Raw genomic sequence first — 25,904 nt, forward strand, 5'->3', positions numbered from 1 at the left:
AGTGTGTGTGTTTAATCACCTTAAGTAGTATAACATAACCCAAAGGTTTTTTGCAACCCAAAATTTATACATCTATTGACTCTAAAAAATATTATTGCCAATTTTATACTTTCTATACTCTACTGATCTTATTTGGAAAGAATCTTTGCTAATTTCCAGAGGGCTTATTTCCTATCAGCATCGCATCAATCATTTCATCTACCGTCATATTTTTATTAAAAGCATAGCTTCCTGTCTGTAGCTTGCTAGCCGCTTTTCGTGCATAAATTCGGTTCAAAAACATATTTTCCGATTCGACAAGGTTATTTTCTTTAAGAAGCTTCGCTACATCTTCACTTGTATTGCCTTTCCTAATTACAATAACAACTACAGCTTCTTCTTCAATTTCTAGTTGTTGATTATCTGCAGTTTGATTTTGATCAGTCACAGATTTGTCAAAGTATTCCTTAGGCTCTATCATTCCTAGCCTGCGTGCTTCTGCCCGGATATACTCTGGTGTAATCTTTTTTTGATTACTACTTTGGAAAAAGAGATTCAAACTAGAAGATAGTATTAGTCCGATTCCTACTCCTAGCAACAATATTCTGAGATTTTTTTTATCCAACATGTCACCTCTTTTTTAATTGTAGAATCAATTGAACTTCTCCAATTCCCTTGTCTAATTCTTTGGCAATCTGAGAAATCGTATATCCCGATGCTTTTAATTTCAATATTTTCTCCGACAAATCTTCCTCTGGCTCTAAATCTACAGATGATCTCTCTGGTGGTTCTATGTTTTGTTTTTTTATATCCGGTTCTGCAATGGGTACTTCTTCCTGTAATGTTCTTTGTTTTAAATCTTCATGAATAGATTGTAAAGAGCTTTCTTCACAATTCTTCATTAAATTCCGGAGCTCCATTGTCTTTTTGTCAATCTTTTCAATCACATGAACACCAACTTGATTGATCTCTTCAATGATTTCTTCTCCAATTTCAATGCATTCCATTAGTTTCCGCTGCTCTTCCTTTACCTTTTTCAAATCTATCTTTGAATCTTGGACTGTATCTTTTTTAAAGATAAGAAGTGAAATAACGATCACAATGATGCCGATTGTAAAGATAACATAGTTTATCATTTGAACCCCCAACTATATCTTAATATCAATATTTCCACCAACACCTGGTACTGTAGATTCTTCTTGATTTGAAGCATCTTTTTTATTTTCTCGCTTTCTTCCATTAGAATGTTTGCTTCCCTTTCCATTTTTTTCCCTATGATCCTTAATTCTAGACTCATCTTTATTTGAAAAAGCGTTTACTTTATTTAAATGATGTTCTGTTTCTTTTTGATCTGATTGAATAAGATGCTGCTGCTCGAGACGGATTTTATTTTGCTGGGACTGATAATCTTGGGATGTCTGTTGTGTTTTAGGGATTAAGATTTGAAAATCAATTGGTCTTATGGCCATTGTTACCCCCCCCTAACCTTTAGCCCATATAGGGTGCTATTCTAATCTCTCCATTTTCCCTTATAAAAGTAGAACATTGGATCTGGTCTCTAACGAAATACATAGAATTTCCAATAAACAGTTTTACGCCTGGATAAACTGTAGCCGATACATTAATCTTGCCCCCTGACAGGGTTTGCAGTATGTATTTTATATTAACTAATTCATCATTTATCTTTTCTATTTTTTCCTCTAAATACGCATTGGTAGAAATAGATTTTGTTAAAATCTGCTCTTTATCTGGTGGTAAGGGGCCCATTTTTGACATTTTTGTAAGCAATTCTACTGCTTTCATAACGTTTTCTTTGTTTTTATACAGCAGCTCCATTTCCCCTTTTAACTGATCATACCGCTCCTTTAACTCGGGATCAATCCCTACTTCAATCTTTGTACTTGTGGCCATAGTAGAACCAATATACTTGGCAGCAATCTCACTATTTGCCCTTACCACGCCACCGACAATCAAGCCTCTCTTGCCTGAAACAGTGATTTTATTCTTTGATTCCAAGTTACAATGCATTACAGCATCCGCTAAGATATTTCCGGCAGCTTTTGCATAGCAATTTTCCATATACCGTGCAACAATATCCTGCTTACTAATTAGCTTTCCGCTATGATTCCCTTGGATTCCCTTGTGTAATATGATATTTCCTTCTGCTATGAGGGTTGCACCTTCTACTACACCTAGAACCTCAATATCTCCATCACATTCTATTTTAAAACCGGTTGCAACATTTCCTTTTACAACAACTCTTCCGTTAAATGAAATATTACCGGTAGCATTATCTACATTTCCATTAACCTCGAAAACCTGCAGTACAGATACTTTATCCTCTATTACTTTTACTTGTCCGTCTTCATCTGCAATCAGCTGTAAACCGTCAGAACTTTCAACGACATTTTTCCCTTTTTTGAAATTGATCGGCTTCCCTGATTTTGCTTTTAGAGGCCTTCCGATCACAGTCATCCCATCAGTACCCTCTGTATGCATAATCCGTTCTGCAACGACATCTCCTTTTTTTACATTCTGAATCAGGTTTAATTCCTTAAAATCCACCTTGCCATCCTCAAGAACTTCTGGTTTTATTTTTGCATTCACGTTAAAAAGATAATTTATTTTACCATCCGTCCCCTGTATAGGCGCTGCACCTGTAGCAACAATATGTTTTTGATAATATCTCTCATGGGTTAATATTTCCTGAATCTTATTTTCATCGATTCCAAAAACTACATGATTCTTATTTAACTTTTCGACTACTTCTTCTGTGGTAAGGCTTCTCCCTCCCTCAGGTGGAAGAAGTGTTACAACCGCGGTCATTACATCTTTAGAAATTTCTACAATTACTTGTCCATCGATAGGATTGTCACCTGTTAAAGCATTTATATTCACTATAAACAAATCTCTTTTGGCCGCAAAAGCTTTTAACTTTTCCATATTCATATTATCGATCTGTTTTCTCTGCAATGCAAAAGCAATTTCATCCGCACTAACAGGGCTTCCTCCCCCTTTAGGCGGATAGATGTATAAAAAGCTCTCCTGATCCATTGTCTTAATTTCAAATCGTCCATTTTCACTTAACGATTCTTGGGGGTCATTTTTTGAAACTGGTTTATGAATCTTTGTCATCTTTATCTTGTGCTTCTTTAATGTAACATTTAGAACTGATTTGCCTTCTTCTAACACTTCAATAGTTACATTTTCCCGGTCACAATCTAATGTCTTCAGTCCCTGTTCAACTGCTTCATCAAAAGTTTTTCCCTCTACGATAATAAAATTATTCTCCACAAGTCCCCACTCCCATCTGGCTATTCAGTTTATTTTTCCAACTTTCCCCGCAATTTCATCACTGCTTTTGTGTGCAATTGGGAAATTCTTGATTCAGATACACCTAATATTGTGGAAATTTCTTTATAAGTTAACTCAGAATAGTAGTATAAGGTAATGATTTTCCTTTCGCGTTCGGGCAAATTTTGAATCAACTCTATTAATGTGCTTTTTAACTCTTCCTGCTCAAAATAAGTTTGCGGTTCACTATTTATATCGTCATCTATGATCGAAAAGTTTGAATTATTTAAAACTTTTTCTTCTAATGATACAACTGTAAAAGAATGAATTTCTGATAGTATACCATTAAAAGCATCCATTGTTACGCCAAGCCGCTCCGCTACTTCCTCATCACTAGCACTTCTCCCAAATTCATTCTCAATGGTCTTATAAATATCTTCAAGTTTCTTATGCTTTTGGCGTACAGATCGGGGAATCCAGTCTAAATTTCTGAGTTGGTCAATAATAGCGCCTCTTACTCGTATATAGGCATAGGTTTCAAACTTAACATTTTTTGTAGGATCAAATTTTTCAATCGCATCAATGAGGCCGAAAATTCCGTAGCTGACTAAGTCATCAAACTCTACCGTTTTTCCGTAATTCGTATATAATCTTCCGGCAATGATTTTAACAAGATCAACGTACCCGACGATTAACTGATCCTTTAGAGCTTTATCCCTTGATTTCGCGTATTTTTCCCACATAACTTCTTTGTCCATTTGCTTTACCCCCTAGGATACAATTCTACTTTCAAGAGGCGGCTATTCTTCGTTTTTTTCTTTATATTCCCGAAAATCCATGGGTGCAAAATCGCCTTCTTCTTCCGTTGCCATGTAATCCTCTTCACTTGAATTTTCTACCCCGTAGTCTAAGGTAATTTGTTCGGCCGGTACTGTCAATTCTATGGTTGGCTTAGCTTCTTCAGTTGACTTACTTTTCTGTAATGTTTTTGAAATAACTAGACTGGCAATAAAAATTAGAATAACAAAGAGAAGGGATCTCTTTATATAGCTAATGAAACTAATATTGTGGAAGGCTGCAATGAGCGTACTGATAAATATCGAAAAGACTAACAGATAATAAGGTATTGATTTTAAAGATTTCATATGAGGACTCCTATCAAATTTGTTTCGTTCCATGACCGATGGTCTTAACTAGCAAAATGCCTGAATCAGCATACAATTCAATGGTTCTTCCAAAGTTTCCGCCTGTATCTTCTGCAATAATAGGAATTCTAAGTTCTTGCAGTACTTCTTTTACGGCAATAACATTTCGCTCACCAATTTTCATGATATCATTCTTATTTGCAAAGCTGAACATTTGCGCCCCACCAGCTAATTTACTTAGAAGTCTCCCGCGGCTAGCGCCTAATTTTAAAACCTCTTCCAGCAGCAGTTGCGTCCCTGTATCCGCAAATTTTGCAGCATTGGTATTATTTCGTATTGTTTTACTAGAGGGCAGCATAATATGGGCCATTCCTGCGATTTTAGTTATTGGATCATATAGCGTAATCCCAACACAAGAACCCAAGCCCAGCGTTGTTAAAATGCCAGGATTCTTTATGACATTTAAATCAGCCATTCCAATTTTTTTAATTTCACTCATTATTTTAATACTCCCAAGCTGCTTAATAGTGTTTCAAAAGACTCCATATCTGGAATCAAAAAGAAGAATCCCTTTACTTGATGCCCACCCTCTATAAGTTCTGTTTCAATTAATAATACCTTGTCTCCCATTTGTCCATATTGAATAACAGGGACACTTAATATTGCTCCTGCCATATCAATGGCTAGAGAGGGGATAGATATTTTGATGTTTAGATTTGTTAACGCCGATAAAGAAGATACATATGAACCCGATAGAATATTCCCGATTTCCTGAATAGCAGATTGCTCAATTTCATCCATTGCCTCAGTTTCATCATCTCTTGCCATCAGCATGTTAGTTAGCGATTTAGAAGATTTTAATGCCAGCAGAAACATAATATGTCCTGTGATATCACCCTCTACACGAAAATAGATGCCGCAGACAGGCGTTTCCTCGCCTCCAATTAATTCGGGGACTTCTTTGAATTCAAGAATTTGAACTTTAGGTACATTCATGTCAATCTTTTTGTCAATCATTTTTGCCAGAGCAGTAGCTGCATTTCCTGCACCGATATTCCCAATTTCCTTTAGTACATCCAGTTGTATACCATTTAATTCATCTAGCGTAATTCCCACTTTGCCTCCTCCTACTCATTATAATTCGTTGGTATCCGTAATCCCCAATATTTTTTTCAAATCCAGCAGAATGATGATTCTATCCTCATTTTTTCCAATTCCTTTAATATACTCGTTGTCTTTTTGTTCTCCCAACTCCGGAGCTTCGTCTACATCCGCATCTTCTAGTTGAATTACTTCCGATGAGGAATCGACCAATAATCCAACAATCATATCTTCAATGGATATGATCATGATTCTCGATTCCTCATCAAGAGCTACTTCTGGAAGATTGAAGCGCTTTCTTAGATTAATCACCGGAACAACTTCTCCCCTTAGATTAATTACACCCTGTACATAAGGTAGCGCATGGGGAACTCTGGTAATGTCCATTACCTTTTCTATTGTTTCAACCTGAAGAATATCAATACCATAGAACTCGTTATCTAATTTAAACAACACATATTGCTGCTCCACTGAACTTTTTTGATGATTCATGAAATCACTCTCCTTGCTCTCATTATTCCATTAAAAAAGAGAATTTGTGTCCACAATTAATGCGACTTGTCCATTTCCTAAAATTGTTGCACCCGCGATGACTTTGATACCAGAAAGAAATTTGCCTAATGATTTAATAACAATCTCCTGCTGCCCAATTAGGCTGTCTACTATAAATCCTGCTGTCTTATCACCTTTCTTCACGACAACCACGATTAAGTCCTCTTTTTCAGGTTCTTTCCGATCAACATTTAGAATTTTACCCATTCGTAAAATCGGCAAGGTGTGATTTCTATATAAAACCACTTCTTGATTTTGCACTTTTCTAATGGAAGCTGTTTTAATCGTAATAATTTCTTTTATAGAATTAAGTGGAATTGCATATTTTTCTAACCCAATATTGACTAAAAGTGCCTGTATAATTGCCAGTGTCAACGGCAAGCGTATAATAAATTTGCTTCCTTTATTTTTTATAGTCTGTACCTCTACAATTCCGCCCAGGGATTCAATCTTTGTCTTTACAACGTCTAACCCTACACCCCTTCCGGAAATATCCGATATCTTGTCTGCCGTACTAAAGCCTGCATGGAACAATAAATGGATGGCTTCCTTTTCATCCATAGCGTCAGATTGGTCCTTCGTAATGATCCCTTTTTCCAAAGCCTTTGCTTTAACTCTTTCTATATTAATTCCTTGTCCATCATCCTCTACTTCGATGACTACACTATTCCCATCAGGGTATGCAATCAATTTCACTGTACCTGCATCAGGCTTTCCTAATCTTTTTCGTGTTTGCGGATCTTCAATTCCATGGTCGATTGAGTTGCGAATCAAATGGATCAATGGATCTCCGATCTCATCAATAACGGTTCTGTCTACTTCAGTTTCCTCACCTGACATAAATAGGGATATCTCTTTTCCCAGCTCCTTTGAAAGATCCCTGATCATCCTTGGGAATCTGTTAAACACTCTCTCAATCGGTACCATTCTTACTTTCATTACAGCATCATGCAAGCTTGTGGTAATTCTCTCCAAGTACTCAATTGCCTCATTCATATTTTGCTTACGTCCATCATCATCAATATCTTCCAGCCTTGTTTTAATGATGATTAGCTCACTTACTAGATTCATTAGATTATCTAAACGGTCAATATCTACTCGAACGGTTTTTCCAACCTTTGGTTTTTTTGTTTTTGACTGCTTCTTATCTTCTTCTTCATCAGCATTGTCTTCCATGTCCATGTCTTGTTTTGTTTCTGTTTCTGTTTCGGAATGCTCAGCAAGCGTATTATATTCTTTTAACACGATTTTTTCAATAATTACAGACTCAACTTCCGAAATGCTTGATAACTCTTCTTTTAACTCTCCCTCATCTATTTTTGTAAGAATAATTAATTCAAATGAGGTGTCAAACTTTTCATCTTCAATGTCTTCAACAGATGGGCTGGATTTTAAAATCTCACAATCTCTTTCAATCGTATTGAAAACAATAAAGGCTCTTGCAGATTTGAGCATGCAATTTGGATTTAACTCTACTTTTATTCGATATCCGCTGTACCCTTCCTGTACCGCTTTTTCTACAATATTTCTTGAGAATTCTTCAGTTTCAATGATAACTTCATTGCTGGATACCGCTATTTCTTCTGAATGGTTTTCTTGATTCACCAATTCCGTATCTGCATTCATGATATTGTTTAATTTTTTTACCAAGTGATCCGATTCTATATCCCCTTCATCACCGATATTGGATATTTCCGTAATATACTCTTCCAATATATCCAGACATTCAAAGAGGAGGTCAATAATTTTCTCTGAAGTAGAAATTTCATTGTTTCGTAAAGCCTGCAGCACATTCTCCATCTCGTGGGTTAAGCTGGCTACTTTGCTAAATCCCATAGTGCTTGACATACCTTTTAGCGTATGTGCAACACGGAAAATATCATTTAATATATTCTTATCCCCATAATTGTTCTCTAAATCCAGCAAGCTCTGATTCATATTCTGTAAATTTTCTTTTGATTCCTCGATAAATATTTCTAAATATTGACCCATATCCATCATATTTTACACCCCCACCACTTTTGTGATCTTTTCCGCAATTTCTTGTAATGGTATTATTTCATCGATACACCCCAGATTTACTGCTGACTTTGGCATACCGTAGACAACACAGGTATCTTCGTTTTGTGCAATATTATATGCTTTTTGGTTTTTTAAATTTTTCATCCCTTTTGCCCCGTCTGAACCCATTCCCGTCATAATCACACCCATAATATTGCTGATTTGCAGCTGTGCCAGTGAATTCATCATCATATCAACAGAAGGTCTATGTCCGGAGACAGGTTCTTCCTGCGTCAGGCGAATACGATATGTGCTTCCCGTCTTGATAACTTTCAAATGATGGTCTCCGGGAGCAATGTAAGCATATCCAGGCTGCAATATGTCATCATCTTCTGCTTCTTTTACATGAATCTGGGAGATGCTATTTAATCGTTCTGCCAGGGATCTGGTAAAGCCTGGCGGCATATGTTGAACAACTAAAATGCTTGCAGGCAAATTTTGCGGTAGATAAGGAAGTACTTCCTGCAACGCTCTTGGGCCGCCTGTCGAAGTTCCTATTGCTATAATTTTTTTTAGGCCTAAGCTGCCATGGGACATGTTTTTCACAACAGTAACTTTCTGCTGTGGTAAAAATGTGTTTTGAGATTGAAGCTTAACTTTTGCTGCTATTTTTATCTTATCGATTAGATGTATTTTCATGTCTTCCGTATTCATTTTAAAAATACTTGTAGGCTTCGTAATAAAATCAACTGCCCCTAAGCTTAATGCTTTTACTGTAGCATCTGCTCCCTCCTGAGTTAAACTACTAAGCATAATGATTGGAACCGGCTTCTCTTGCATAATTTCTTTCAAAGCTGTAATGCCGTCCATAATAGGCATTTCTACATCCATCGTCACCACATCGGGTAGTACAGATTTGATTTTTTCAATGGCTTCTTTCCCATTTTTTGCTGTATCCACTACCTTGAGCTGAGGTTCTGATTCTATAATGTCCGTAATGACTCTGCGCATGAAAGCAGAATCGTCTACTACCAATACAGATATCTTTTTCATTTAAATCAATCCCTTTTTTCTCATTTTTCTTTGATAATCAAAAATAAATGAAACAATTTGCGTTCTTATTTTCTCATCTATATCTTCGAAAATTACTCCTAACTCAAAGGGATAATCCGATTCTAAACATGGAATACAACGAATGATCTTCCCTTCTGTAATAATATAATTACCGTCGGCCTCAATTGTTACTTGAATGTTTGTACCAGGCGATAATTTTACTTTACTGATCATCTTTGTCCCGCCTCCGCTGAGGTCTTTTGTCAAAACATCTATGTTTAGTTCTTTATTTTCTTGAGGCTCAATAACTTTGATCTTCGCATTTAATACCACATCTAGCCGGAAAAAATTTCTTCTCTGCGTTTTTAAGATGTTCCCAATTTTCTGAACCTTAAGGTATGAAATATTATTCACAGTTTTTCTTCCAATAATCTTTGCCAGGTAAGAGTATACACCCGCACTCTTTTTATAATAAATAACCCTTATAACAGTATCATTAGGAATACTTACAATCGTACTATTTAGAATAGGTGTAGCGATAAATTGATGCTGCGGATCGATAACATCCAGAACCTGGCTAATCAAGGGTTTTTCTTTTTCAAAGTTTTTTTCCCTCTTAATTTCTATTTCAATTTTATCACCAACACCAGGTAGATTTACATTGCTGCTCATAAGTGCTACTTTTCCTCCTCTCGGTTTGATGATCACACATATAGTTAATTTATTTCTTAACTATCGATATCCGTGGAATAATCTATTCATAAACCTTTTAAAGCTGCCAACCTGATAGATCTCTCCATTGGCTTCGTTTATGATCCTTGATGCGATGGTAAAAACACCTTGGCTTACAAGACTATTTGGATAGTTGCAAATAAAGGGAACTTGGGACTTAACGCTTTTTGACACACTGGCGTCATCATATAGATACCCCAATTTCTCTAAAGATACATTTAAAAATCGTTGCGCTGCAGTATTTAATTTTTCAAATATAGCTGCCCCTTCTTGATTATTTTCTATTCGATTAATAAGCAATCGAATTTTCTTATCCTTATCTTGTGAAACAATATTTTTGATCATTGCATAGGCATCCGTAATAGAAGTTGGTTCTGGCGTAGTAACCAATACAATTTCATTGGTGGCATGTACAAAGGACATCACTGAATGGTTAATGCCTGCTCCCGTATCTACTAGTAAGAAATCTGCGGATCTTCCCAGGCTCTTCAAGCTATGAATTAAATTTGACAGCTGCTCCTCAGATAGATTTACCAGTTCGCTTAATCCGGACCCTCCTGAAACAATCTTTATACCTTCTGGCCCTTCCACGATAACCTCTTCAATGGTTTTTTCATTGCGAATTACATGAGCCAATGTGTATTTCGGAATCAAACCTACTACTACATCAATATTTGCTAATCCTAAATCAGCATCTAAGATTGTGACGCGATATCCAAGCTTTCTCAAGGCAAGGCCTAAATTAATTGTAAAGTTCGTCTTCCCAACACCACCCTTTCCACTTGTAATGGTGATGACTCTTGCATGTACTTCTTCTTTCATTTCCACTTCTAGGTCTGCTTCTTTATTGTTTTCGTACATCCGCTGTTTTTTCATCGTGTTGATCATATCTCTTAGCCGCTGTGCCTGATCACTCATGGATTTCACCTACAATCATGTTTGCTAGTTTATCGGGATGTGCAATTTCCAGATCATCTGGGACGCTTTGTCCTGTAGTTATATAAGAAAGTTTTTTTCCTGTCTGTAGTTTTGCATTTAAAATATTGCCAACTGTAACGGCTTCATCTAACTTCGTAAAAATGATTTTATAACTCTGAATAAATTGGTAATATTTTACAATGCTGGCCATATCTCTATTTCCGGTTGTAGCACTCATGACTAAAAAGATTTCAGGATCCTTTATATTTTCCAACAAGGCCTTAATTTCTTTCAGTTGTTCTTCATTTTTATGATTTCTGCCAGCTGTGTCTACGAGAATAATATCCCTGTCTGAAAAAGCTTCAATGGCTTCAGCGATCTCCGTGGGTTCATAAACAATTCGAATTGGAATGCTTAATATCTCACTATATATTTTAAGCTGCTCTACCGCTGCAATTCTATAGGTATCTGAAGTGATAACGCCTACACGCTTTCCTTTTGTAATCGACAGTTTTGCCGCCAACTTTGCTAAAGTTGTTGTCTTTCCCACTCCAGTAGGTCCGACAAACACGACTACTTTGTTCTTTTCAAAGCTGTCGCCAATCGTCTCCGGTGTCTCCAGGTACTCTCTTACCACAATTCTAATTGTCTTTAAAATGGCTTCTTCATGACCTTCAGCAAAACTTACCTGCTTTCTTACGATGGCTAAAATTCTATCCGCTAACTCTGGTTCAATATCATTCAAAACCAAAAGATCATGATATTTTTTATAGAGCGTTTCTTGACTGTCTTCTTTATCATCCTGACTGTATCCAATTTTATTTAATACATTATTTAGGAGATTTTCGATATTCCCTACTTGATTTTGCAATAAATCGATTTTATTTCCTTCCGAATGAACAGCATTCGTTCCAGAGAGCCCAATTCTTCCTCTTAGTGCATCCTTTTCCTGTTTCTCTTTGTTTTCCTCTATTGCTGCAACCATCTCAATTAATGGTTTCTTCATAAATCCGAATATCCCAGGCTTTTTTATTTTGCGGGAGTGTAATATGACCGCATTTGAACCAAGCTCTGACTTTATTTTAAGCATAGTTTCTTGTGGATCATTACCAATATATCTTTTTACTTTCATTCTAAGCCCCCACCGTTCCTATAGACTGAACCTCTACTTTTGAATCGATTTCATTATATGATAGTACAATCAGATCTGAACTTAGCTGCTCCGTTAGTCTTTTGAAATAAAATCTCACAATAGGAGAAGTAAGAATAATTGGCTGCTCTCCCACAGACATCAATTTTTGCACCTGCTGTGCCAGATTATTGAGTATGGATTGTGTAGTCACTGGATCTAGGCTTAGATAGGAACCATGTTCAGATTGCTGTATAGATTCCATAATCATTTGTTCCAACTCTCCGTCCAGGGTAATCACTTTTGCCTTTTTGCTGCTGATAAACTGTTTTGTAATTGCTCTGGCTAGGGCTTGTCTGACATATTCGGTTAACAGATCTGTATCACGGGTAATCGGTCCATAATCTGCCAAAGTTTCCAATATGGTAATCATATCTCTTATAGAAACCCCTTCTCGCAGTAAGTTTGCGAGAACTTTTTGAATATCTCCTAAGCCCAATATTTTAGGTACCAGTTCATCTACCAACGCATTATGATGTTCTTTTACATTGTCAATTAAAGATTTAACCTCCTGTCTACCTAACAGCTCATGGGCATGTTTCTTAATGATCTCAGTGAGATGGGTTGAGATAATCGAAGAAGCGTCTACGACAGTATAACCGAATATTTCCGCCTTTTCCCTTTCATCTTCGGTTATCCACTTGGCAGCCAAGCCAAAGGCTGGCTCTACAGTATCAATACCAACTATATTTCCTTCAGCATTTCCAGGATTCATCGCTAAATAATGATCAAAAACAATACTTCCATCAGAAACTTCAATGCCTTTGATTTTAATAATATACTGGTTTGGTTCCAATTGGATGTTGTCCCGCAACCGGATCATCGGCACGATAACTCCCAGCTCAAGTGCACATTGCCGTCTAATCATAACCAATCGGTCAAATAAGTCTCCACCTTGATTTGGATCAGCCAATGGTATAATTCCATAACCAAATTCAAGTTCGATAGGATCTACCTGCAGAAGCGGAATAACATTTTCCGGTTTTCTAATTTCTTCAACTTCTACATCCTGAGCAGTTTCTTTTTCCTGGATTTCATTTTCTTTTAATGATTTGTGTAGAACGAAACCTAATACAAGAAACATAATGCTAAGTAAAAAATAGGGCGTGTTTGGCAAGGGTGTCAGTCCTAGAAAAAATAATACGCCTGCAATGATAAACATGATTTTGGGCTGGTTAAAGAGCTGACGAATCACATCATTTCCTAAATCTGAGTCTGATGCTGCACGGGTAACTACGATACCAGTAGCTGTTGAAATTAAAAGTGCAGGAATCTGGCTCACCAGACCATCTCCTACTGTCAGCAATGTGTATTTTTGCATTGCCTCAGCAAAGGTTAATCCTCCGCCAGTCATTCCAAGGATAAAGCCTGCTATAATATTTATAAGTGTAATGATAATTCCTGCAATGGCATCCCCTTTTACAAATTTACTGGCTCCATCCATAGAACCATAAAAATCTGCTTCTCTCTGAATGCGTAATCTTCTTTCTCTTGCATCGGTTTCACTGATTAAGCCAGAATTCAAATCCGCATCGATAGCCATTTGCTTTCCTGGCATTGCATCCAATGTAAACCGGGCTGCAACTTCAGAAACTCTTTCTGCTCCCTTGGTGATTACCATAAACTGAATAATTACAATAATCAAGAAGACAATAAAACCGACTACTGCATTTCCTCCGATTACAAAGTCACCAAATGCCTGAATTACATTTCCTGCATTTCCTCTTGATAAAATATATCTTGTAGTTGATATATTTAATGATAATCTATATAGCGTTGTTAAAAGGAGCATTGATGGAAATACAGAAAATTGGAGCGGCTCCTTATTATATATGGCAATCAGAAGAATAAGTAAGGATAAAGATATATTTAAGCTAAGCAGTATATCCAAAGCCGGTAATGGTACCGGTATAATAATAATCATTATGACTGCAATGATTGCCAGTGATACAACAATATCACCAAACTTCATGGATGTTCCCCCTAATATATGTTTTTTAATTGATATACATAGGCTAAAACCTCAGCTACTGCTTGATAAAGATCAGGTGGAATGTTTGCACCTATGTCCACTTGGTAAAAAATTGTTCTTGCCAGCAATTTGTTTTCTACAATCGGTATTTCATGTTCATTCCCTGCTTTTTTAATGTTTTGTGCAATGAGATCTACCCCTTTAGCCAACAGAATAGGAGCTGCGTCTAAATTGCTGTCATAGCGTATTGCAACAGCATAATGAGTTGGATTGGTTATAATCACATCAGCCTTCGGTACATCCTGCATCATTCTGCGCATCGATATCTGTCTCTGCTTTTCTTTGATTTTTGATTTTATCTGAGGATCTCCTTCTGTTTGCTTATACTCTTCCTTAATCTCTTGCTTTGACATTTTTAAATCATTCTCAAATTCCCACTTTTGAAAAAAGTAATCCATAACAGCCAGCAGTATTAGCACAATTGCGGCACGGAAAGCTACTTGAATCGTTGTATTGCCAATAAAGCCGACAATGCTTTCAATACTCATATCCAGAATATTTAATACTTCCTTTGACTGCTTCAACGCATAACTGAATGTGACATACCCAACTACGCTAATTTTCAAAAGGGATTTTATAAATTCTACAACGGTCTTTTTTGAAAAAATCTTCTTAAATCCATTAATAGGATTAATTCTATCAAACTTAATTCCAAGTGTTTTTGTGGTAAATAGAAAGCCTACCTGTGTATAACTGCACAGCAAGCCGACTAAAAATGCGACCCCCATAATGGGAATGACCAACTTTGCTGTAACCGTTACCAGCAATATAAACATTTTATGAATACCGTTAACCGTAAAAAGATCTTCCGTATTCACTATGTTTAAAAATATATTATGGGTGAAAAGCCGTAGATTGTGAAAAATAAATTTCCCAAGTAAAAATAATGCAAGAAAAGTGAATAAAAGAATGAGGGCAGAGTTGATTTCTTTACTCTGTAATACTTGCCCCTTTTCCCTGGCCTCTTTCTTACGCTTTGGTGTCGCTTTTTCTGTTTTTTCTCCTGTAAAAAGCTGTAGGTCGATGTGAAAAAGAGTCATTCTATCATCCTCTATTGATCAAGCTAAGGAAATCCTTAAGATTTTCGAACATACTATCAAAAACATACTCAAAAAAACCAGCATATAAAGGTATAATCATAACCATTACAATCAATCCAACAGATATTTTCAATGGCATCCCTACTACAAATACATTCATTTGTGGCATAGTTCTCGCAAGGATGCCTAAAAGCACATTGGTGATAAATATAGCTGCAAGAATTGGCGCAGCGATTTTAAAAGAAATGATAAAAGTAGTGATTAATATACTAATAATTTTATCAATCATGAATATATTCATGTTTAACCCATTTAGTGGAATCATATTAAAGCTTTGAACCAATCCGCGAATGAGTGTATGATGTCCATTCGTTATTAGCAGCATCAATGTAGCCATAAAATAAAGCACATTGGCCATTATAGGTATTTCTGTATCATCCTGTGGATTAATTACGCTGGCTATAGAAAATCCAATCTCCATATCAATAATATGTCCCGCCAAGTATACACTACTTAAAAAAAGATAGCATATAAAACCAATCATCATTCCTGTCATCAGTTCCTTCGCGCTGATGAATAACATTATATAGAAATGGCTCAACTCTAAAGCTTCTGGAATATTCACCATGGGTACCAGAATTACAGCTAAGAACAATGAAAAACCCATTTTCCCATATAAAGGGATATTGTTATAGTTGAAAATTGGCGCTGTGACGAAAATCCCTAGAATCCTCGCAAAAACTAATAAAAAAACGCCTAAATAATCAAGTAAATAGTTCATTACCTCCATGTTTATCCTGTCCTATCTTTATCTATTGGATAAAACGATTTAGATTGGCAAATAAAGCTTCTGTATAATCAATTGCTGTAGCAAGCAGCCAAGGTCCGAAAACAATAAAAGCAAGCAAAACTGCCAGGATTTTAGGTACAAAGGCAAGGGTTGCTTCTTGAATTTGTGTCGTAGCCTGAAAAATACTAACTGCTAGTCCCACGATCAGTCCCAGCAAAAGCATGGGTGCTGATAAAATGATCACATTTAGCATAGCCTGCTGAAATAGTTCAATGACCAATCCTTCAGTCATATGCGACACCCCTAACGAAATCCTTCAATTAAGGATTTAATAATCAAATTCCATCCATCTACCATGATAAAAAGTAAAATTTTAAAAGGCAAAGAAATCATTACTGGCGGCAGCATCATCATTCCCATAGACATCAATGTACTGGCAACCACCATGTCGATAACGATAAAGGGTATAAACAATACGAAGCCAATTTGAAAGCCTGTCTTTAGCTCACTGATAATAAAAGCAGGGATCAGTGCCTTGGAAGGTATATCTTCCAACTGTTTTGGTTTCTCACTTCCTGATATATCAATAAACAAAGCCAAATCCTTTTCACGGGTCTGTCTAAACATAAAACTTCTTACAGGCTTCATTGCATTTTCCAGTGCTGCCTCCTGGGAAATCTCTTCCTGCAGATAAGGCTGCACTGCTGTACTATTGATTTCTGCACCAATTGGAGCCATAATAAAAAAAGTTAAAAACAAAGCTAATCCAATCAAAACTTGATTCGGCGGTGTTGTTTGTGTTGATATAGCTTTTCTAATAAAAGATAAAACAATAATAATTCTGGTGAAGCATGTCATCATCATTAAAATCGAAGGCGCTAAAGCCAGAATTGTAAGGATAAACAGGATCTCTATACTGCTCGCTACTTCCTGCGGACTCTGCGCTTCCTCCATATTCAGGCCTATTCTGGGAATAGGCATTCTTGGCTCAGCATAAGACGTTGTAATGGAAATAGCAAAAACCAAAAGAAGTATTCCAATAATTGTTAACCCTAATCTGCGTTTTTGAATCCTCATTGTTGTTCATCCTTATCTTCAAACATATTGATATTTTGATTTTTTCGTTTGAATTCTGATAGCACTTTTTGCAAGGTATCTTGGTCTTCACCCGTTAACAATTCGTGGTCTTTGATATCTTCCGGCTGTTTTTTGGAAAACTTTTTAAGATACGTATCAAAACTAGGAAAGATCATGCTGCCTTGTGACCCTTCAGGAGCTTGGTTTATTTCTTCTTTCCTAACTTCTGTTAAAAGCTCAACATTTTGTTTGCCTGCAGCGAGCAGAAAAAAACGCTCCCCAACTTTAACAATATACAAGGATTTTTCCAACCCGAGTACTACCTTTTCTATAATCTGAATGTTTCTACCACCAATTACAGCTGCACTCTTTCTTCCTACATATCGCGTTGTAAAATACGCTGCAGCAACAATCATGAGAAAAATAAAACTGTAGGATATTAACTTAACAAATAAAAAAGCGGTATTGCCTGTTCCCTGCTGAGTGATTAGGGCAGACGGGACAATATTTGTAAGAATCATTCAGTTTTTTTCTCCTTCCATTTAGCCTAATACTTTTCGCACAGCTTCGATCACTCTATCAGCTTGGAAAGGCTTTACAATGAAATCTCTTGCTCCTGCCTGGATCGCTTCGATAACCATCGCTTGCTGGCCCATAGCTGAGCACATAACAATTTTTGCATTGCCGTCTATCTTTTTAATTTCTTTTACAGCTTGAATACCATCCACTTCCGGCATTGTAATATCCATAATCACTAAATTTGGAACAAGCTCTTTATATTTTTCAATGGCTTTCGCACCATTTTCAGCTTCGCCAACCACCTCAAACCCATTTTTCGTCAATACATCTTTAATCATCATTCTCATAAAAGCAGCATCATCAACTATTAAGATTCTTTTTGACATTTTTGTTCCTCCCTTTACTTTACCTTGTTTATTCTCTTCGATGAATTAATGATATCTGTTACGCGAATTCCATAGTTTTCGTCAATAACAACCACTTCTCCTTTTGCAACATACTGACCATTTACCAATAGATCCAAGGGCTCTCCCACAAGCTTATCCAGCTCTATGACCGTACCTGGCGCAAACTCTAATATTTCACTGATTTTCTTAGAAGTTCTGCCTAATTCAACAGTTACTTCCAGAGGAACGTCTTTTATAAGACTAATATTCTCTCTTTCACTGCGTAATTCTTGTTCATCAAAGGATTGGAACTGCACCGGTTGAACGTTTACTGGCTCTCTTCGATAAACAGGCTCTCCATAGTTAGGCGCTGCAGCTTGACTTTGAACATGTTCTTTTCTATCTCCAATGATTCCTTTTGGTTCTATCACAGATTTCGTATCAATCACATCCTCATAACTGTTGGTATAGGTTGTATGGCTGCTTTCAAAAAGATGATTTACCATATTTTTTGCAAATGAAACAGGCAAAAGCTGCATGATTTCACTATCGATAATATCTCCAATCACCATCTTAAAAGCTATCTTCACTACTCTATCATCATGCATACGCGACTCTATGTCAATGGATTTTGTAGAAAAATTAATTGCAAAAGCTGCGGGCGGATTTATATCAATCTTCGTATGGAACATTTCCGACAAGGAAGTAGATGCTGACCCAACCATTTGATTCATGGCCTCACTGATGGCACTTAAATGCAACTCGGTTAATTCTCCGGTGAAATTCCTGCCATCGCCGCCCATCATCAGGTCGGTTATAATTTTCACGTCATCTTCCTTTAAAATAAGGAGATTGATACCTTCCAGCCCCTCTTTGTATGAGACCTCTACAGCTACAAATGGAATAGGGTACTGTTCTTTTAGTTCTTCAATGGTCATTACTGAAACCTGCGGTGTCGTAATGGTCACCTTTTGACCTAGTAATGTGAAGAGGGTCGTTGCAGAAGTTCCCATGCTGATATTACCGATTTCTCCAAGGGCATCCTTCTCGTTTTCATCTAAATCCCTTACCTCCGCTGTCTGATCACCGCTATCTGAACTTGGAGTGCTTGCATTTCCTTTAAGTAGAGCATCTATTTCTTCTTGTGATAACATGTCACCCATCTTATTCATCTCCTTTCCGTTCAATGCTGGAAATTTTCACTGCGACTTTTTTCTTTTTTATTCCAGGTTTTCCATAATATTTCAATTGTTGATTTACATATATTTTTACATCGCTATTTACTAATGTATCCAGTTGAATGACGTCCCCAATCTGTAAATCTATAAAATCACTGACTGTAATATGGGTAGAGCCAATTACAGCACGAATTGGGATATAACTTTTTTCTAACCTATTCTTAACAATTTGCTGGTCTTCTTCGGATATTTCTTTTTTAACATTGGTAAACCAAAACTTTGTACTCAATTGCGGTAAAATGGATTCAATTACAAGGTGAGGAATACATACATTAATCATTCCTTCTACCTCTCCTATTTTAATATTTAATGTTATTAATGCAATGGTTTCATTAGGAGAGATAATCTGCGCAAATTGAGAGTTCGTTTCAATCTTTTCCAGCTTTGGATCGATGTCCAATACATTTTCCCAAGGTTCCTTTAGCAGCCGGATCATTTGTTTAATTAACTTCTTTAACAAAGTTATTTCTATCTCTGTAAAGCTTCTAGCCTCTTCAATAGGTTTTCCATTCCCTCCGAGAATCCTGTCAATAAGGGTATATGCAATATCCGGAGTGATGTCTATGATAATTTGTCCCGGCAATGGTGAGAAATCTACAATTCCCAAAACTGCCGGATTGGATATGGAATTACTAAACTCATAGTACGTCAATTGTTCAACCGTAAAAACATCTATCTGTACCAAGCTTCGCAAGTATCCAGAGAGATAAGTATTTAGCAATCTGGAAAAATTCTCATGAATCACCTGAAGGGTTCGTAATTGATCCTTTGCAAACTTATCAGGCCTACGAAAATCATATTTCTTAATTTTCTTTTCTTTATTTTCTTCCTCTATCTCATGTACATCTACTTCCCCAGTGCTTAGCGCTTGCAGTAAAGCATCTATTTCATTTTGCGATAATACATCGGCCAATTACGTCACCTCCCTCTATTGGATAATAAATTCAACAAAATATACATTTGTGATTTTCTCCGTATCCATCATTTGTTTTACAGATTTTAAAATTTCATTTCGCAGCATTTGCTGACCTTTGTCACCTACTAGTACGGTTTCTTCCTTGCTTCTTATCAGCTCTAAAATATCATTTCGGATTTTTGGTTTTTTCTCATCTAATTTTGCTGACAGCCTTTCGTCTGTAATCTCGAAATTAATATTTACCTTTAGAATTTTTCTGCTATCTTTTATATTGCAGTAAAGCTCTCCTACAGAATAGTTGTAGGTCTTTATCTCCTTGACAGCTTTTTCTGAGTTCCTATTGGCAGCCAGATAAAAAGCGCCTCCAAATACAGCTGCAGTGACGATAAATCCGATGATGCTAAATAAAACAACTTTTTTTACAGACATTCTTTTTCGCCCCTTTAAAATTCTAGTAATATGGTTCAGATTGAACAAATTCTGAACGTAGAATTACAATGTCTACTCTTCTGTTCTTCGACTTGTTTTCAGCAGTATCGTTCGGTGCAACAGGATGATACTGACTATATCCCGATGCAGAAAGCCTGTCCGGCCTTAAATCCGCCTCTTCAATGAGAACCCTTACAACATTGGACGCCCGCGATACAGACAATTCCCAATTGGTTGGATATCTTTGAATATGTACAATAGGATCTGAATCTGTATGACCCTCAACCCGAATGTACTTCTGGTTGAATTCTTCCTGCTTCAGTAAATCAGCAAGAAATTTCAGCGTTTTCTTTGCATCCGGTTTAATATCGGCTTTTCCTGAATCAAAAAGTACATTATCTTTAAATCGAAGTAGTAATCCCCTTGCTTCCAAATCCACCAGAATTTCATTTGCCATGTTGTTTGCCTCTAAAAATTCCTCCAGCATTTCCTTTAGTTTTTTAAAATCTTCTTGTTCCTCAAGCTGATTGATATTTTTTTCTTCTTCCGGTAAAGGATCCACTTCGATGTTTTTTCCACCTTGTAAAACACCTAAAGAACCTTGAAAAGACTGCATAATGGCACTGAATTTTTGAACATCAATGGTGGAGAAGGCAAAAAGTAAAACGAAAAAACACAGCAATAAGGTTACCATATCCCCATAGGTGGTCATCCACTCTGGTGAACCGGGCTTTGCTTCATCCCCTGCTCTTCTTCTTTTCATCTATGCTTCAACACCCTCTCCTTTTCCGTTTTGAAGTCCTTTTCTTACTTTAGGCGGTAAAAAAGCTTTCAGTTTTTCTTCAATAATTCTTGGATTTTCCCCGGCTTGAATCGATAAAAGTCCTTCTACCATAATTTCTTTGATTAATATTTCTTCTCTACTTCTCGTTTTTAACTTAGTAGCAATCGGAATAAATACAAGGTTTGCTAATAAGGAACCATAGAAGGTAGTAATCAGTGCAACAGCCATACTTGGCCCGACAGATTTAGGATCTTCAAGACGCTGCAGCATATTGATCAGACCGATTAAGGTACCAATCATACCAAAGGCAGGTGAGGCAGATCCCATACTATCAAAAATGCTCTTGCCTTCTCCGTGCCGTTCTTCTAGAAATGCTAATTCTGTTTCCAGTATATTTCTAACTAATTCCGGATCGGTACCATCCACAATCAGCATGGCACCCTTTTGAAGAAATTCGTCATCAATGTTTTCACAAGCTTCTTCTAAGGCTAGTAATCCTTCTCTTCTTGCAGTGTTTGCCAGCTCAATAATTTTGCTAATGGTCTCTCCCGGTGCCAAATCCTTTGATGAAAAGGCTTTTCGAACAACGGTGAAAGACTGCGTTACTTTCCTTAATGGAAATGCCACCAGCGTACTTGCAACGGTTCCGCCTAATACAATGACTATGGAAGGAAGGTTCCAAAAGGATAGCAAACTTCCATCCAACAGAATCCCACCTATAATAAATGTCATACCTACTATAATACCTATGATTGTTGCTAAATCCAATCGCTACACCCCATTTCCCGAATCATTGTTTAAAATGCTTAATTGTGAAAAAATCTTTTGTTTGTAAGCTATGATTTTATTAATAATTTCATCTATGCTTTCCTTCACCACAACTGTTTTTCCGGAAGTCAGCCGAATCACTGTATCCGGTGTGGCTTCCAGCGACTCAATCAGCTCACTGTTAATCACATAGGGTTCTCCACTTAATCTTGTCACACGGATCATATCATCCATCCTTTAATCTATTCCGGGCGCTGGCGCCCGGAATAGAACAAATTCATTATCGTTTTAAGTTAACCAGTTCCTGAAGCATTTCATCGGTTGTTGTGATCATTCTGGAGTTTGCCTGGAAACCTCTCTGGGTTGTAATCATATCTACAAACTCCTCAGAAAGGTCTACATTAGACATCTCCAGGGTTCCGGGAGCAAGGGCCCCCAAGCTGCCGGATCCCGGCCTGCCCAGCTTTGGCGTTCCCGAGTTAATGGTATCCATGAAAAGATTGTTCCCAATCTTTTGCAGACCCGGTGCATTATCAAAGTCCGCCAGCATGAGTGTGGCCAATACTTTTCTTTCTCCGTTGGTAAAGATCCCTACCACTTCACCCTTATCGGAAATGGTAAAGTCGTCCAGCACCCCTGCACTATTTCCTACCTGCAGCACGCCCTTTGCATCGGATTCGGCTGCAAACTGGGTTAATAGAGCATTGCCATTGTCATCTTGAAAGGTACTGTCATTAATAGTGAAGTTAATATCGTCTGCTCCGGGAATATTTTTAAGGCTAAATGCTATTGTAGTATTTGGATTCGTTTCTATTATTGCGTCACCAGCACCTATTGCTACACTTTCTACTAGCCCCACATAATTTCCCTGAGCATCGAATTTCACATATGCCACATTAGCTGGGTCTTCACCAAATTGAACTTTTCTATAGCTAACCACTTGTGGATCTGATCCACCGGTATTCCCTACAACATTATCCGTAAAATTTACACTCACTGTATGTACCCGTCCCAGACTGTCGAAAACATCTATGGTTGTAGAATATTTAGTATCATCAGGGTTAATATTTCCTTTTAACTGTATGGGGGATATATCATTTAATCTATTGGGAGGCGTTCCCGTGTCAGTGTATTTGTTCGCTGTGGCGGTGGCTGTGGCGGTGGCTGAAAAATTCACCTGTATCGGTACAATGGCATTGTTTTCATCATAGCCTAGAACCTTATATCCATTGGGGTCTAACAGATTTCCCTGTTTATCCAGCGTAAAGGCCCCTGCCCTTGTATAATACCGGTTTTGCAGGTTGACATCATCGGTGACAACGAAGAAACCGCTGCCGTCAATCATAACATCTAAAGGATAATTGGTTCTTTGTGAAGCCCCCTGGGTGTGTCTCACATTCATAGAGGCTATACTGGCCCCTAAACCGATTTGTTGGGGATTGGTTCCGCCCATTCCCCCTTGCGGAGAACTGGCTCCTTTGATTACCTGGCTAAAAACCTCTTGAAAAGTTACCTTGCTGGCTTTAAAACCTACTGTATTCACATTGGCAATATTATTTCCAATGACATCCATTTTTGTTTGGTGCACACGCAGTCCGGAAACTGCTGAGTACATTGATCGCATCATGGTTACATAACCTCCTTTTTTAAATCGCTGTAGATATCTCTTCTGTCTGTCAGAGATATATAGCTTCCTGTGCAGGTCCAGCTATATGATTACAGCCCCATCAATATTGGTAAATACACTGTCCTCCAGCATATCCCTTGTTGCAGCAGTAATGATTGTTTTGTTTTTCACACTGGCTACAAAGGTTTTTTGATCCATAATAATTAAGGTCTCCTTAATCCCTTTTTGCTGGGCTTTATTTAAGGCTTCTTTTATTTTCTGGACCTCCGTGGAGTTCAGCTGAATATTGCGCGCCTCCAGCCGTTGGAGGGCATGTTTGGAAAATTTGACCTCTTGATTTTCAACTACATGGTCTAATACCTGTGCAAAGGATTTTTGTTCAATTCCCCTGCTTTGTATGGCCTTTAATTTTTGGTTTTCAATCGGTCTGATGGTTGTAGAAATAACTTTATTCATAGCAGACACCTACTTTACCCTTCCGTGGTTTCCGTTTATTCCTCTTCCTGACCCGGTTCTGCAGGAGGAGCAATGCCATACTCCTTGAGCGCCTTATTCAAATTGACCAGTTCCTGTAGTATTTGTTTGTTGGTATTGAGTATCTCTGCATCGCCAACCATCATTTGATAGGAAAGGGAATAGGCGATTTCATCTATTAGCTCGTAGGTTTCTTTTGTGGTTTTGTTGAGGTTTTGCATTTGTTCCAAAGCAGAAAACTGAGCCATCTGCGCGACAAATTCCTTGTCGTCCATGGGATTTAAAGGGTCCTGATATCTGAGCTGCGTAACCAAAAGCTGCAAAAAAGCATCCTTGTCCAGCTCCTGTTTGGGCCCTGTATTGGTATTTGTCGTTCGGTCTGGGGTACTGCCTATATTATAGAGTAATTCATCGGACATATTTCACACCTCCTATGCAAGAAAATCAATGTTTTCACTATGTAATGATTTTACTGTCTGGGCTTCTGCCTGAATGGCAGATGATCCCTGGGCCAATCCCAATCCTTTAATGCGGGAATTATTTTGCTTTTTTTGAAATGCCATGAAATTCTGGTGTCCCTGAAAGTTTCCGTCATTGCCCACAAAAACGCTAAGCTCCTGAACATTTAACCCTTTTTGCTGCAGGGAATCCTTTAATGTATTCATATTGGACTCCAATATTTCTTTTACCATGTGACTCTCTGCTACGAATTTAGCAACCACGATTCCCTTCTCTACTTCCAGTTTCATTACTAATTTCCCTAAATTATCCGGTTTTAGCTGAATGAGCATTTCAGAACGCTCTTCGTCAATGAAGATTTCCGACTTCGGCAAAATTTGCTCCATAATATTGGAAAATGTTGGTTTGACTGGTGTTGGTTGTACATCACCAGCCGGATCAGCAAGGTTTGTTTCTGCTATTTCAACCTGCGAACCTAGGAACATGCTCATATCTTTTTGTTGTGAAGTCGGTTTCGTTGCGTTTAGCTCTTCAAGCTGCACAGAATTTTGATGACTTCCTTTAACTTTTTCGTCCTTCTTGGTCTCCACTGCTTCTCTTAGACTTTCCACAGCCTTTTCGTTCGTTGGGAATATGCTTTCTTCCACTTCCTCCATGGTTTCCATATCGATTTTTGGAACCGTCTGGTTATCCATTTCTTTTTTTACTATAGGTGCCATATCTGCAGAAACCGGTTGTTCTTCCTGTTCATTAGAAAATTTATCCATAATATTTTGCAGCTGTGTTAAAAGCTTCTCTGTATTCATATCGATTGCAGGGCCTTGATCCTGCATGAATTCTACATTCCCTTCGATCGTGTCTGCAGGCATTTCATCAGATAAAGCACTTAGCTGTTGGTTGATTTCAGCAACTATTTTTTCTACTGGACCTTCCATTGCTAAAGCAAGTGGCAAAATTTCTTCTACAGCCTTCTTCATTGCTTCTATGGCAGAAGAATCCATAGATTGCTCCGGACCTGCCTCCTCATTTGTTTGAAGCAGTTGGGACAGGCTTTGTAATATTGCCAGTAATGCAGTTGCTTTTTCGTCAACTTGATCAGGCTCATTCTTTGCAAGAACAGCTTCTTCAAGATCTGTACTCATACTCTTCTGCTGTTTCAGGCTGTTTCCGCCTAATGATTGATTTTTTTTGTTTTGCAGCATTGCAGTGTATTTGTTTGAAGTCATCTCTTTTTTATCTGTTCTTTGATTATTATTCAGGCTGTCTTTTAAAATCTGATCAAAGCTGTTTTTCTTGCTCTTCGCCGTGCTTGCCATTGCAGATCCATTAGCGTTTGCGGCTGGTTGTAGATTTATCTGCGTCAAATAGTCTTTCATTCTTTTCACCTCCTTTCTATGTATG

The 25,904-nt window shown here is 37.5% G+C and carries 31 protein-coding genes; all 31 read right to left on the minus strand.

The window, feature by feature from the left end; all coding sequences use genetic code 11:
• Positions 1–148: 148 nt before the first annotated feature.
• Entirely contained in the window at positions 149–607 is a 459-nt protein-coding gene (locus tag Gferi_RS00805) for an endolytic transglycosylase MltG (RefSeq protein WP_069973804.1), read from the minus strand.
• Between the two features lies 1 nt (position 608).
• Entirely contained in the window at positions 609–1,115 is a 507-nt protein-coding gene (locus Gferi_RS00810) for a DUF6115 domain-containing protein (RefSeq protein WP_069973805.1), read from the minus strand.
• Between the two features lie 12 nt (positions 1,116–1,127).
• Positions 1,128–1,448 (minus strand): hypothetical protein, encoded by a 321-nt coding sequence (locus Gferi_RS00815; RefSeq protein ID WP_069973806.1) that lies wholly within the window; start codon positions 1,446–1,448, stop codon positions 1,128–1,130.
• A 19-nt stretch (positions 1,449–1,467) separates the two neighbouring features.
• Positions 1,468–3,273, minus strand: a complete 1,806-nt coding sequence (locus Gferi_RS00820) for a FapA family protein (RefSeq protein ID WP_083273298.1) — start codon at positions 3,271–3,273, stop codon at positions 1,468–1,470.
• 29 nt (positions 3,274–3,302) lie between these two features.
• A complete protein-coding gene (locus tag Gferi_RS00825) occupies positions 3,303–4,031 on the minus strand; it encodes a FliA/WhiG family RNA polymerase sigma factor (RefSeq protein WP_069973807.1) in 729 nt (242 codons plus the stop codon).
• A gap of 42 nt (positions 4,032–4,073) precedes the next feature.
• On the minus strand, positions 4,074–4,418 hold the full coding sequence (locus Gferi_RS00830; protein ID WP_069973808.1) for a hypothetical protein: 345 nt from the start codon (positions 4,416–4,418) through the stop codon (positions 4,074–4,076).
• Positions 4,419–4,431: 13 nt separating this feature from the next.
• Complete coding sequence (locus Gferi_RS00835; RefSeq protein WP_069973809.1) at positions 4,432–4,917, minus strand: chemotaxis protein CheD; 486 nt, start codon at positions 4,915–4,917, stop codon at positions 4,432–4,434.
• Positions 4,917–5,534, minus strand: coding sequence for a chemotaxis protein CheC (locus Gferi_RS27870; protein ID WP_069973810.1), 618 nt, complete (start codon positions 5,532–5,534; stop codon positions 4,917–4,919). Before Gferi_RS27870 ends, Gferi_RS00835 begins: the two co-directional genes overlap by 1 nt.
• 18 nt (positions 5,535–5,552) lie before the next feature.
• The gene (locus Gferi_RS27875) at positions 5,553–6,011 is read right to left on the minus strand and encodes a chemotaxis protein CheW (protein WP_069973811.1); all 459 of its coding nucleotides are present in this window, start codon (positions 6,009–6,011) and stop codon (positions 5,553–5,555) included.
• Between the two features lie 30 nt (positions 6,012–6,041).
• Positions 6,042–8,072 (minus strand): chemotaxis protein CheA, encoded by a 2,031-nt coding sequence (locus Gferi_RS00850; RefSeq protein WP_330389540.1) that lies wholly within the window; start codon positions 8,070–8,072, stop codon positions 6,042–6,044.
• A gap of 3 nt (positions 8,073–8,075) precedes the next feature.
• Positions 8,076–9,125: a protein-glutamate methylesterase/protein-glutamine glutaminase gene (locus Gferi_RS00855; RefSeq protein ID WP_069973812.1), complete on the minus strand. Its 1,050-nt coding sequence runs from the start codon at positions 9,123–9,125 to the stop codon at positions 8,076–8,078.
• Complete coding sequence (locus Gferi_RS00860) at positions 9,126–9,797, minus strand: flagellar brake protein (protein ID WP_069973813.1); 672 nt, start codon at positions 9,795–9,797, stop codon at positions 9,126–9,128.
• A 60-nt stretch (positions 9,798–9,857) separates the two neighbouring features.
• Positions 9,858–10,775, minus strand: coding sequence for a MinD/ParA family protein (locus Gferi_RS00865; RefSeq protein WP_069973814.1), 918 nt, complete (start codon positions 10,773–10,775; stop codon positions 9,858–9,860).
• Complete coding sequence (flhF, locus tag Gferi_RS00870) at positions 10,768–11,907, minus strand: flagellar biosynthesis protein FlhF (protein WP_069973815.1); 1,140 nt, start codon at positions 11,905–11,907, stop codon at positions 10,768–10,770. Before flhF ends, Gferi_RS00865 begins: the two co-directional genes overlap by 8 nt.
• A gap of 1 nt (position 11,908) precedes the next feature.
• Positions 11,909–13,936, minus strand: coding sequence for a flagellar biosynthesis protein FlhA (gene flhA, locus Gferi_RS00875; RefSeq protein WP_069973816.1), 2,028 nt, complete (start codon positions 13,934–13,936; stop codon positions 11,909–11,911).
• A gap of 11 nt (positions 13,937–13,947) precedes the next feature.
• The gene (flhB, locus tag Gferi_RS00880) at positions 13,948–15,036 is read right to left on the minus strand and encodes a flagellar biosynthesis protein FlhB (RefSeq protein WP_069973817.1); all 1,089 of its coding nucleotides are present in this window, start codon (positions 15,034–15,036) and stop codon (positions 13,948–13,950) included.
• A gap of 4 nt (positions 15,037–15,040) precedes the next feature.
• The gene (gene fliR / locus Gferi_RS00885; RefSeq protein WP_169832946.1) at positions 15,041–15,817 is read right to left on the minus strand and encodes a flagellar biosynthetic protein FliR; all 777 of its coding nucleotides are present in this window, start codon (positions 15,815–15,817) and stop codon (positions 15,041–15,043) included.
• Between the two features lie 31 nt (positions 15,818–15,848).
• The gene (fliQ, locus tag Gferi_RS00890) at positions 15,849–16,118 is read right to left on the minus strand and encodes a flagellar biosynthesis protein FliQ (RefSeq protein WP_069973819.1); all 270 of its coding nucleotides are present in this window, start codon (positions 16,116–16,118) and stop codon (positions 15,849–15,851) included.
• An 11-nt stretch (positions 16,119–16,129) separates the two neighbouring features.
• Positions 16,130–16,903, minus strand: a complete 774-nt coding sequence (gene fliP / locus Gferi_RS00895) for a flagellar type III secretion system pore protein FliP (RefSeq protein WP_069973820.1) — start codon at positions 16,901–16,903, stop codon at positions 16,130–16,132.
• Complete coding sequence (locus Gferi_RS00900) at positions 16,900–17,424, minus strand: FliO/MopB family protein (RefSeq protein WP_069973821.1); 525 nt, start codon at positions 17,422–17,424, stop codon at positions 16,900–16,902. Before Gferi_RS00900 ends, fliP begins: the two co-directional genes overlap by 4 nt.
• A gap of 21 nt (positions 17,425–17,445) precedes the next feature.
• Entirely contained in the window at positions 17,446–17,808 is a 363-nt protein-coding gene (locus tag Gferi_RS00905) for a response regulator (protein ID WP_069973822.1), read from the minus strand.
• A gap of 14 nt (positions 17,809–17,822) precedes the next feature.
• Positions 17,823–18,971 carry a flagellar motor switch phosphatase FliY gene (gene fliY / locus Gferi_RS00910; RefSeq protein ID WP_069973823.1) on the minus strand — a complete coding sequence of 383 codons (1,149 nt, stop codon included), beginning with the start codon at positions 18,969–18,971 and terminating at the stop codon, positions 17,823–17,825.
• Position 18,972: 1 nt separating this feature from the next.
• Entirely contained in the window at positions 18,973–19,959 is a 987-nt protein-coding gene (gene fliM, locus Gferi_RS00915; RefSeq protein ID WP_069973824.1) for a flagellar motor switch protein FliM, read from the minus strand.
• A 15-nt stretch (positions 19,960–19,974) separates the two neighbouring features.
• Positions 19,975–20,391: a flagellar basal body-associated FliL family protein gene (locus Gferi_RS00920; RefSeq protein WP_069973825.1), complete on the minus strand. Its 417-nt coding sequence runs from the start codon at positions 20,389–20,391 to the stop codon at positions 19,975–19,977.
• Positions 20,392–20,413: 22 nt separating this feature from the next.
• Positions 20,414–21,154, minus strand: a complete 741-nt coding sequence (locus Gferi_RS00925; protein ID WP_069973826.1) for a flagellar motor protein MotB — start codon at positions 21,152–21,154, stop codon at positions 20,414–20,416.
• Complete coding sequence (locus Gferi_RS00930; RefSeq protein ID WP_069973827.1) at positions 21,155–21,943, minus strand: flagellar motor protein; 789 nt, start codon at positions 21,941–21,943, stop codon at positions 21,155–21,157.
• A gap of 3 nt (positions 21,944–21,946) precedes the next feature.
• A complete protein-coding gene (locus Gferi_RS00935; RefSeq protein WP_069973828.1) occupies positions 21,947–22,168 on the minus strand; it encodes a flagellar FlbD family protein in 222 nt (73 codons plus the stop codon).
• Positions 22,169–22,223: 55 nt separating this feature from the next.
• The gene (locus Gferi_RS00940; RefSeq protein WP_069973829.1) at positions 22,224–23,570 is read right to left on the minus strand and encodes a flagellar hook protein FlgE; all 1,347 of its coding nucleotides are present in this window, start codon (positions 23,568–23,570) and stop codon (positions 22,224–22,226) included.
• An 81-nt stretch (positions 23,571–23,651) separates the two neighbouring features.
• Positions 23,652–24,026: a TIGR02530 family flagellar biosynthesis protein gene (locus Gferi_RS00945; RefSeq protein ID WP_069973830.1), complete on the minus strand. Its 375-nt coding sequence runs from the start codon at positions 24,024–24,026 to the stop codon at positions 23,652–23,654.
• 35 nt (positions 24,027–24,061) lie between these two features.
• Entirely contained in the window at positions 24,062–24,463 is a 402-nt protein-coding gene (locus tag Gferi_RS00950) for a flagellar hook capping FlgD N-terminal domain-containing protein (protein WP_083273299.1), read from the minus strand.
• Positions 24,464–24,475: 12 nt separating this feature from the next.
• Complete coding sequence (locus Gferi_RS00955; protein WP_069973831.1) at positions 24,476–25,879, minus strand: flagellar hook-length control protein FliK; 1,404 nt, start codon at positions 25,877–25,879, stop codon at positions 24,476–24,478.
• Positions 25,880–25,904 lie beyond the last annotated feature (25 nt).

Origin of the sequence: Geosporobacter ferrireducens, from assembly GCF_001750685.1 — a bacterium.
Taxonomy (GTDB): domain Bacteria; phylum Bacillota; class Clostridia; order Peptostreptococcales; family Thermotaleaceae; genus Geosporobacter; species Geosporobacter ferrireducens.

Bases quoted from the DNA above. Each gene is read 5' to 3' on its own strand.
- Gferi_RS00805 (WP_069973804.1), bottom strand. From the start codon at position 607: ATGTTGGATAAAAAAAATCTCAGAATATTGTTGCTAGGAGTAGGAATC.
- Gferi_RS00810 (WP_069973805.1), bottom strand. From the start codon at position 1,115: ATGATAAACTATGTTATCTTTACAATCGGCATCATTGTGATCGTTATT.
- Gferi_RS00815 (WP_069973806.1), bottom strand. From the start codon at position 1,448: ATGGCCATAAGACCAATTGATTTTCAAATCTTAATCCCTAAAACACAA.
- Gferi_RS00825 (WP_069973807.1), bottom strand. From the start codon at position 4,031: ATGGACAAAGAAGTTATGTGGGAAAAATACGCGAAATCAAGGGATAAA.
- Gferi_RS00830 (WP_069973808.1), bottom strand. From the start codon at position 4,418: ATGAAATCTTTAAAATCAATACCTTATTATCTGTTAGTCTTTTCGATA.
- Gferi_RS00835 (WP_069973809.1), bottom strand. From the start codon at position 4,917: ATGAGTGAAATTAAAAAAATTGGAATGGCTGATTTAAATGTCATAAAG.
- Gferi_RS27875 (WP_069973811.1), bottom strand. From the start codon at position 6,011: ATGAATCATCAAAAAAGTTCAGTGGAGCAGCAATATGTGTTGTTTAAA.
- Gferi_RS00850 (WP_330389540.1), bottom strand. From the start codon at position 8,072: ATGATGGATATGGGTCAATATTTAGAAATATTTATCGAGGAATCAAAA.
- Gferi_RS00855 (WP_069973812.1), bottom strand. From the start codon at position 9,125: ATGAAAAAGATATCTGTATTGGTAGTAGACGATTCTGCTTTCATGCGC.
- Gferi_RS00860 (WP_069973813.1), bottom strand. From the start codon at position 9,797: ATGAGCAGCAATGTAAATCTACCTGGTGTTGGTGATAAAATTGAAATA.
- Gferi_RS00865 (WP_069973814.1), bottom strand. From the start codon at position 10,775: ATGAGTGATCAGGCACAGCGGCTAAGAGATATGATCAACACGATGAAA.
- flhF (WP_069973815.1), bottom strand. From the start codon at position 11,907: ATGAAAGTAAAAAGATATATTGGTAATGATCCACAAGAAACTATGCTT.
- flhA (WP_069973816.1), bottom strand. From the start codon at position 13,936: ATGAAGTTTGGTGATATTGTTGTATCACTGGCAATCATTGCAGTCATA.
- flhB (WP_069973817.1), bottom strand. From the start codon at position 15,036: ATGACTCTTTTTCACATCGACCTACAGCTTTTTACAGGAGAAAAAACA.
- fliR (WP_169832946.1), bottom strand. From the start codon at position 15,817: ATGAACTATTTACTTGATTATTTAGGCGTTTTTTTATTAGTTTTTGCG.
- fliQ (WP_069973819.1), bottom strand. From the start codon at position 16,118: ATGACTGAAGGATTGGTCATTGAACTATTTCAGCAGGCTATGCTAAAT.
- fliP (WP_069973820.1), bottom strand. From the start codon at position 16,903: ATGAGGATTCAAAAACGCAGATTAGGGTTAACAATTATTGGAATACTT.
- Gferi_RS00900 (WP_069973821.1), bottom strand. From the start codon at position 17,424: ATGATTCTTACAAATATTGTCCCGTCTGCCCTAATCACTCAGCAGGGA.
- Gferi_RS00905 (WP_069973822.1), bottom strand. From the start codon at position 17,808: ATGTCAAAAAGAATCTTAATAGTTGATGATGCTGCTTTTATGAGAATG.
- fliY (WP_069973823.1), bottom strand. From the start codon at position 18,971: ATGGGTGACATGTTATCACAAGAAGAAATAGATGCTCTACTTAAAGGA.
- Gferi_RS00920 (WP_069973825.1), bottom strand. From the start codon at position 20,391: ATGTCTGTAAAAAAAGTTGTTTTATTTAGCATCATCGGATTTATCGTC.
- Gferi_RS00925 (WP_069973826.1), bottom strand. From the start codon at position 21,154: ATGAAAAGAAGAAGAGCAGGGGATGAAGCAAAGCCCGGTTCACCAGAG.
- Gferi_RS00935 (WP_069973828.1), bottom strand. From the start codon at position 22,168: ATGATCCGTGTGACAAGATTAAGTGGAGAACCCTATGTGATTAACAGT.
- Gferi_RS00940 (WP_069973829.1), bottom strand. From the start codon at position 23,570: ATGATGCGATCAATGTACTCAGCAGTTTCCGGACTGCGTGTGCACCAA.
- Gferi_RS00945 (WP_069973830.1), bottom strand. From the start codon at position 24,026: ATGAATAAAGTTATTTCTACAACCATCAGACCGATTGAAAACCAAAAA.
- Gferi_RS00950 (WP_083273299.1), bottom strand. From the start codon at position 24,463: ATGTCCGATGAATTACTCTATAATATAGGCAGTACCCCAGACCGAACG.
- Gferi_RS00955 (WP_069973831.1), bottom strand. From the start codon at position 25,879: ATGAAAGACTATTTGACGCAGATAAATCTACAACCAGCCGCAAACGCT.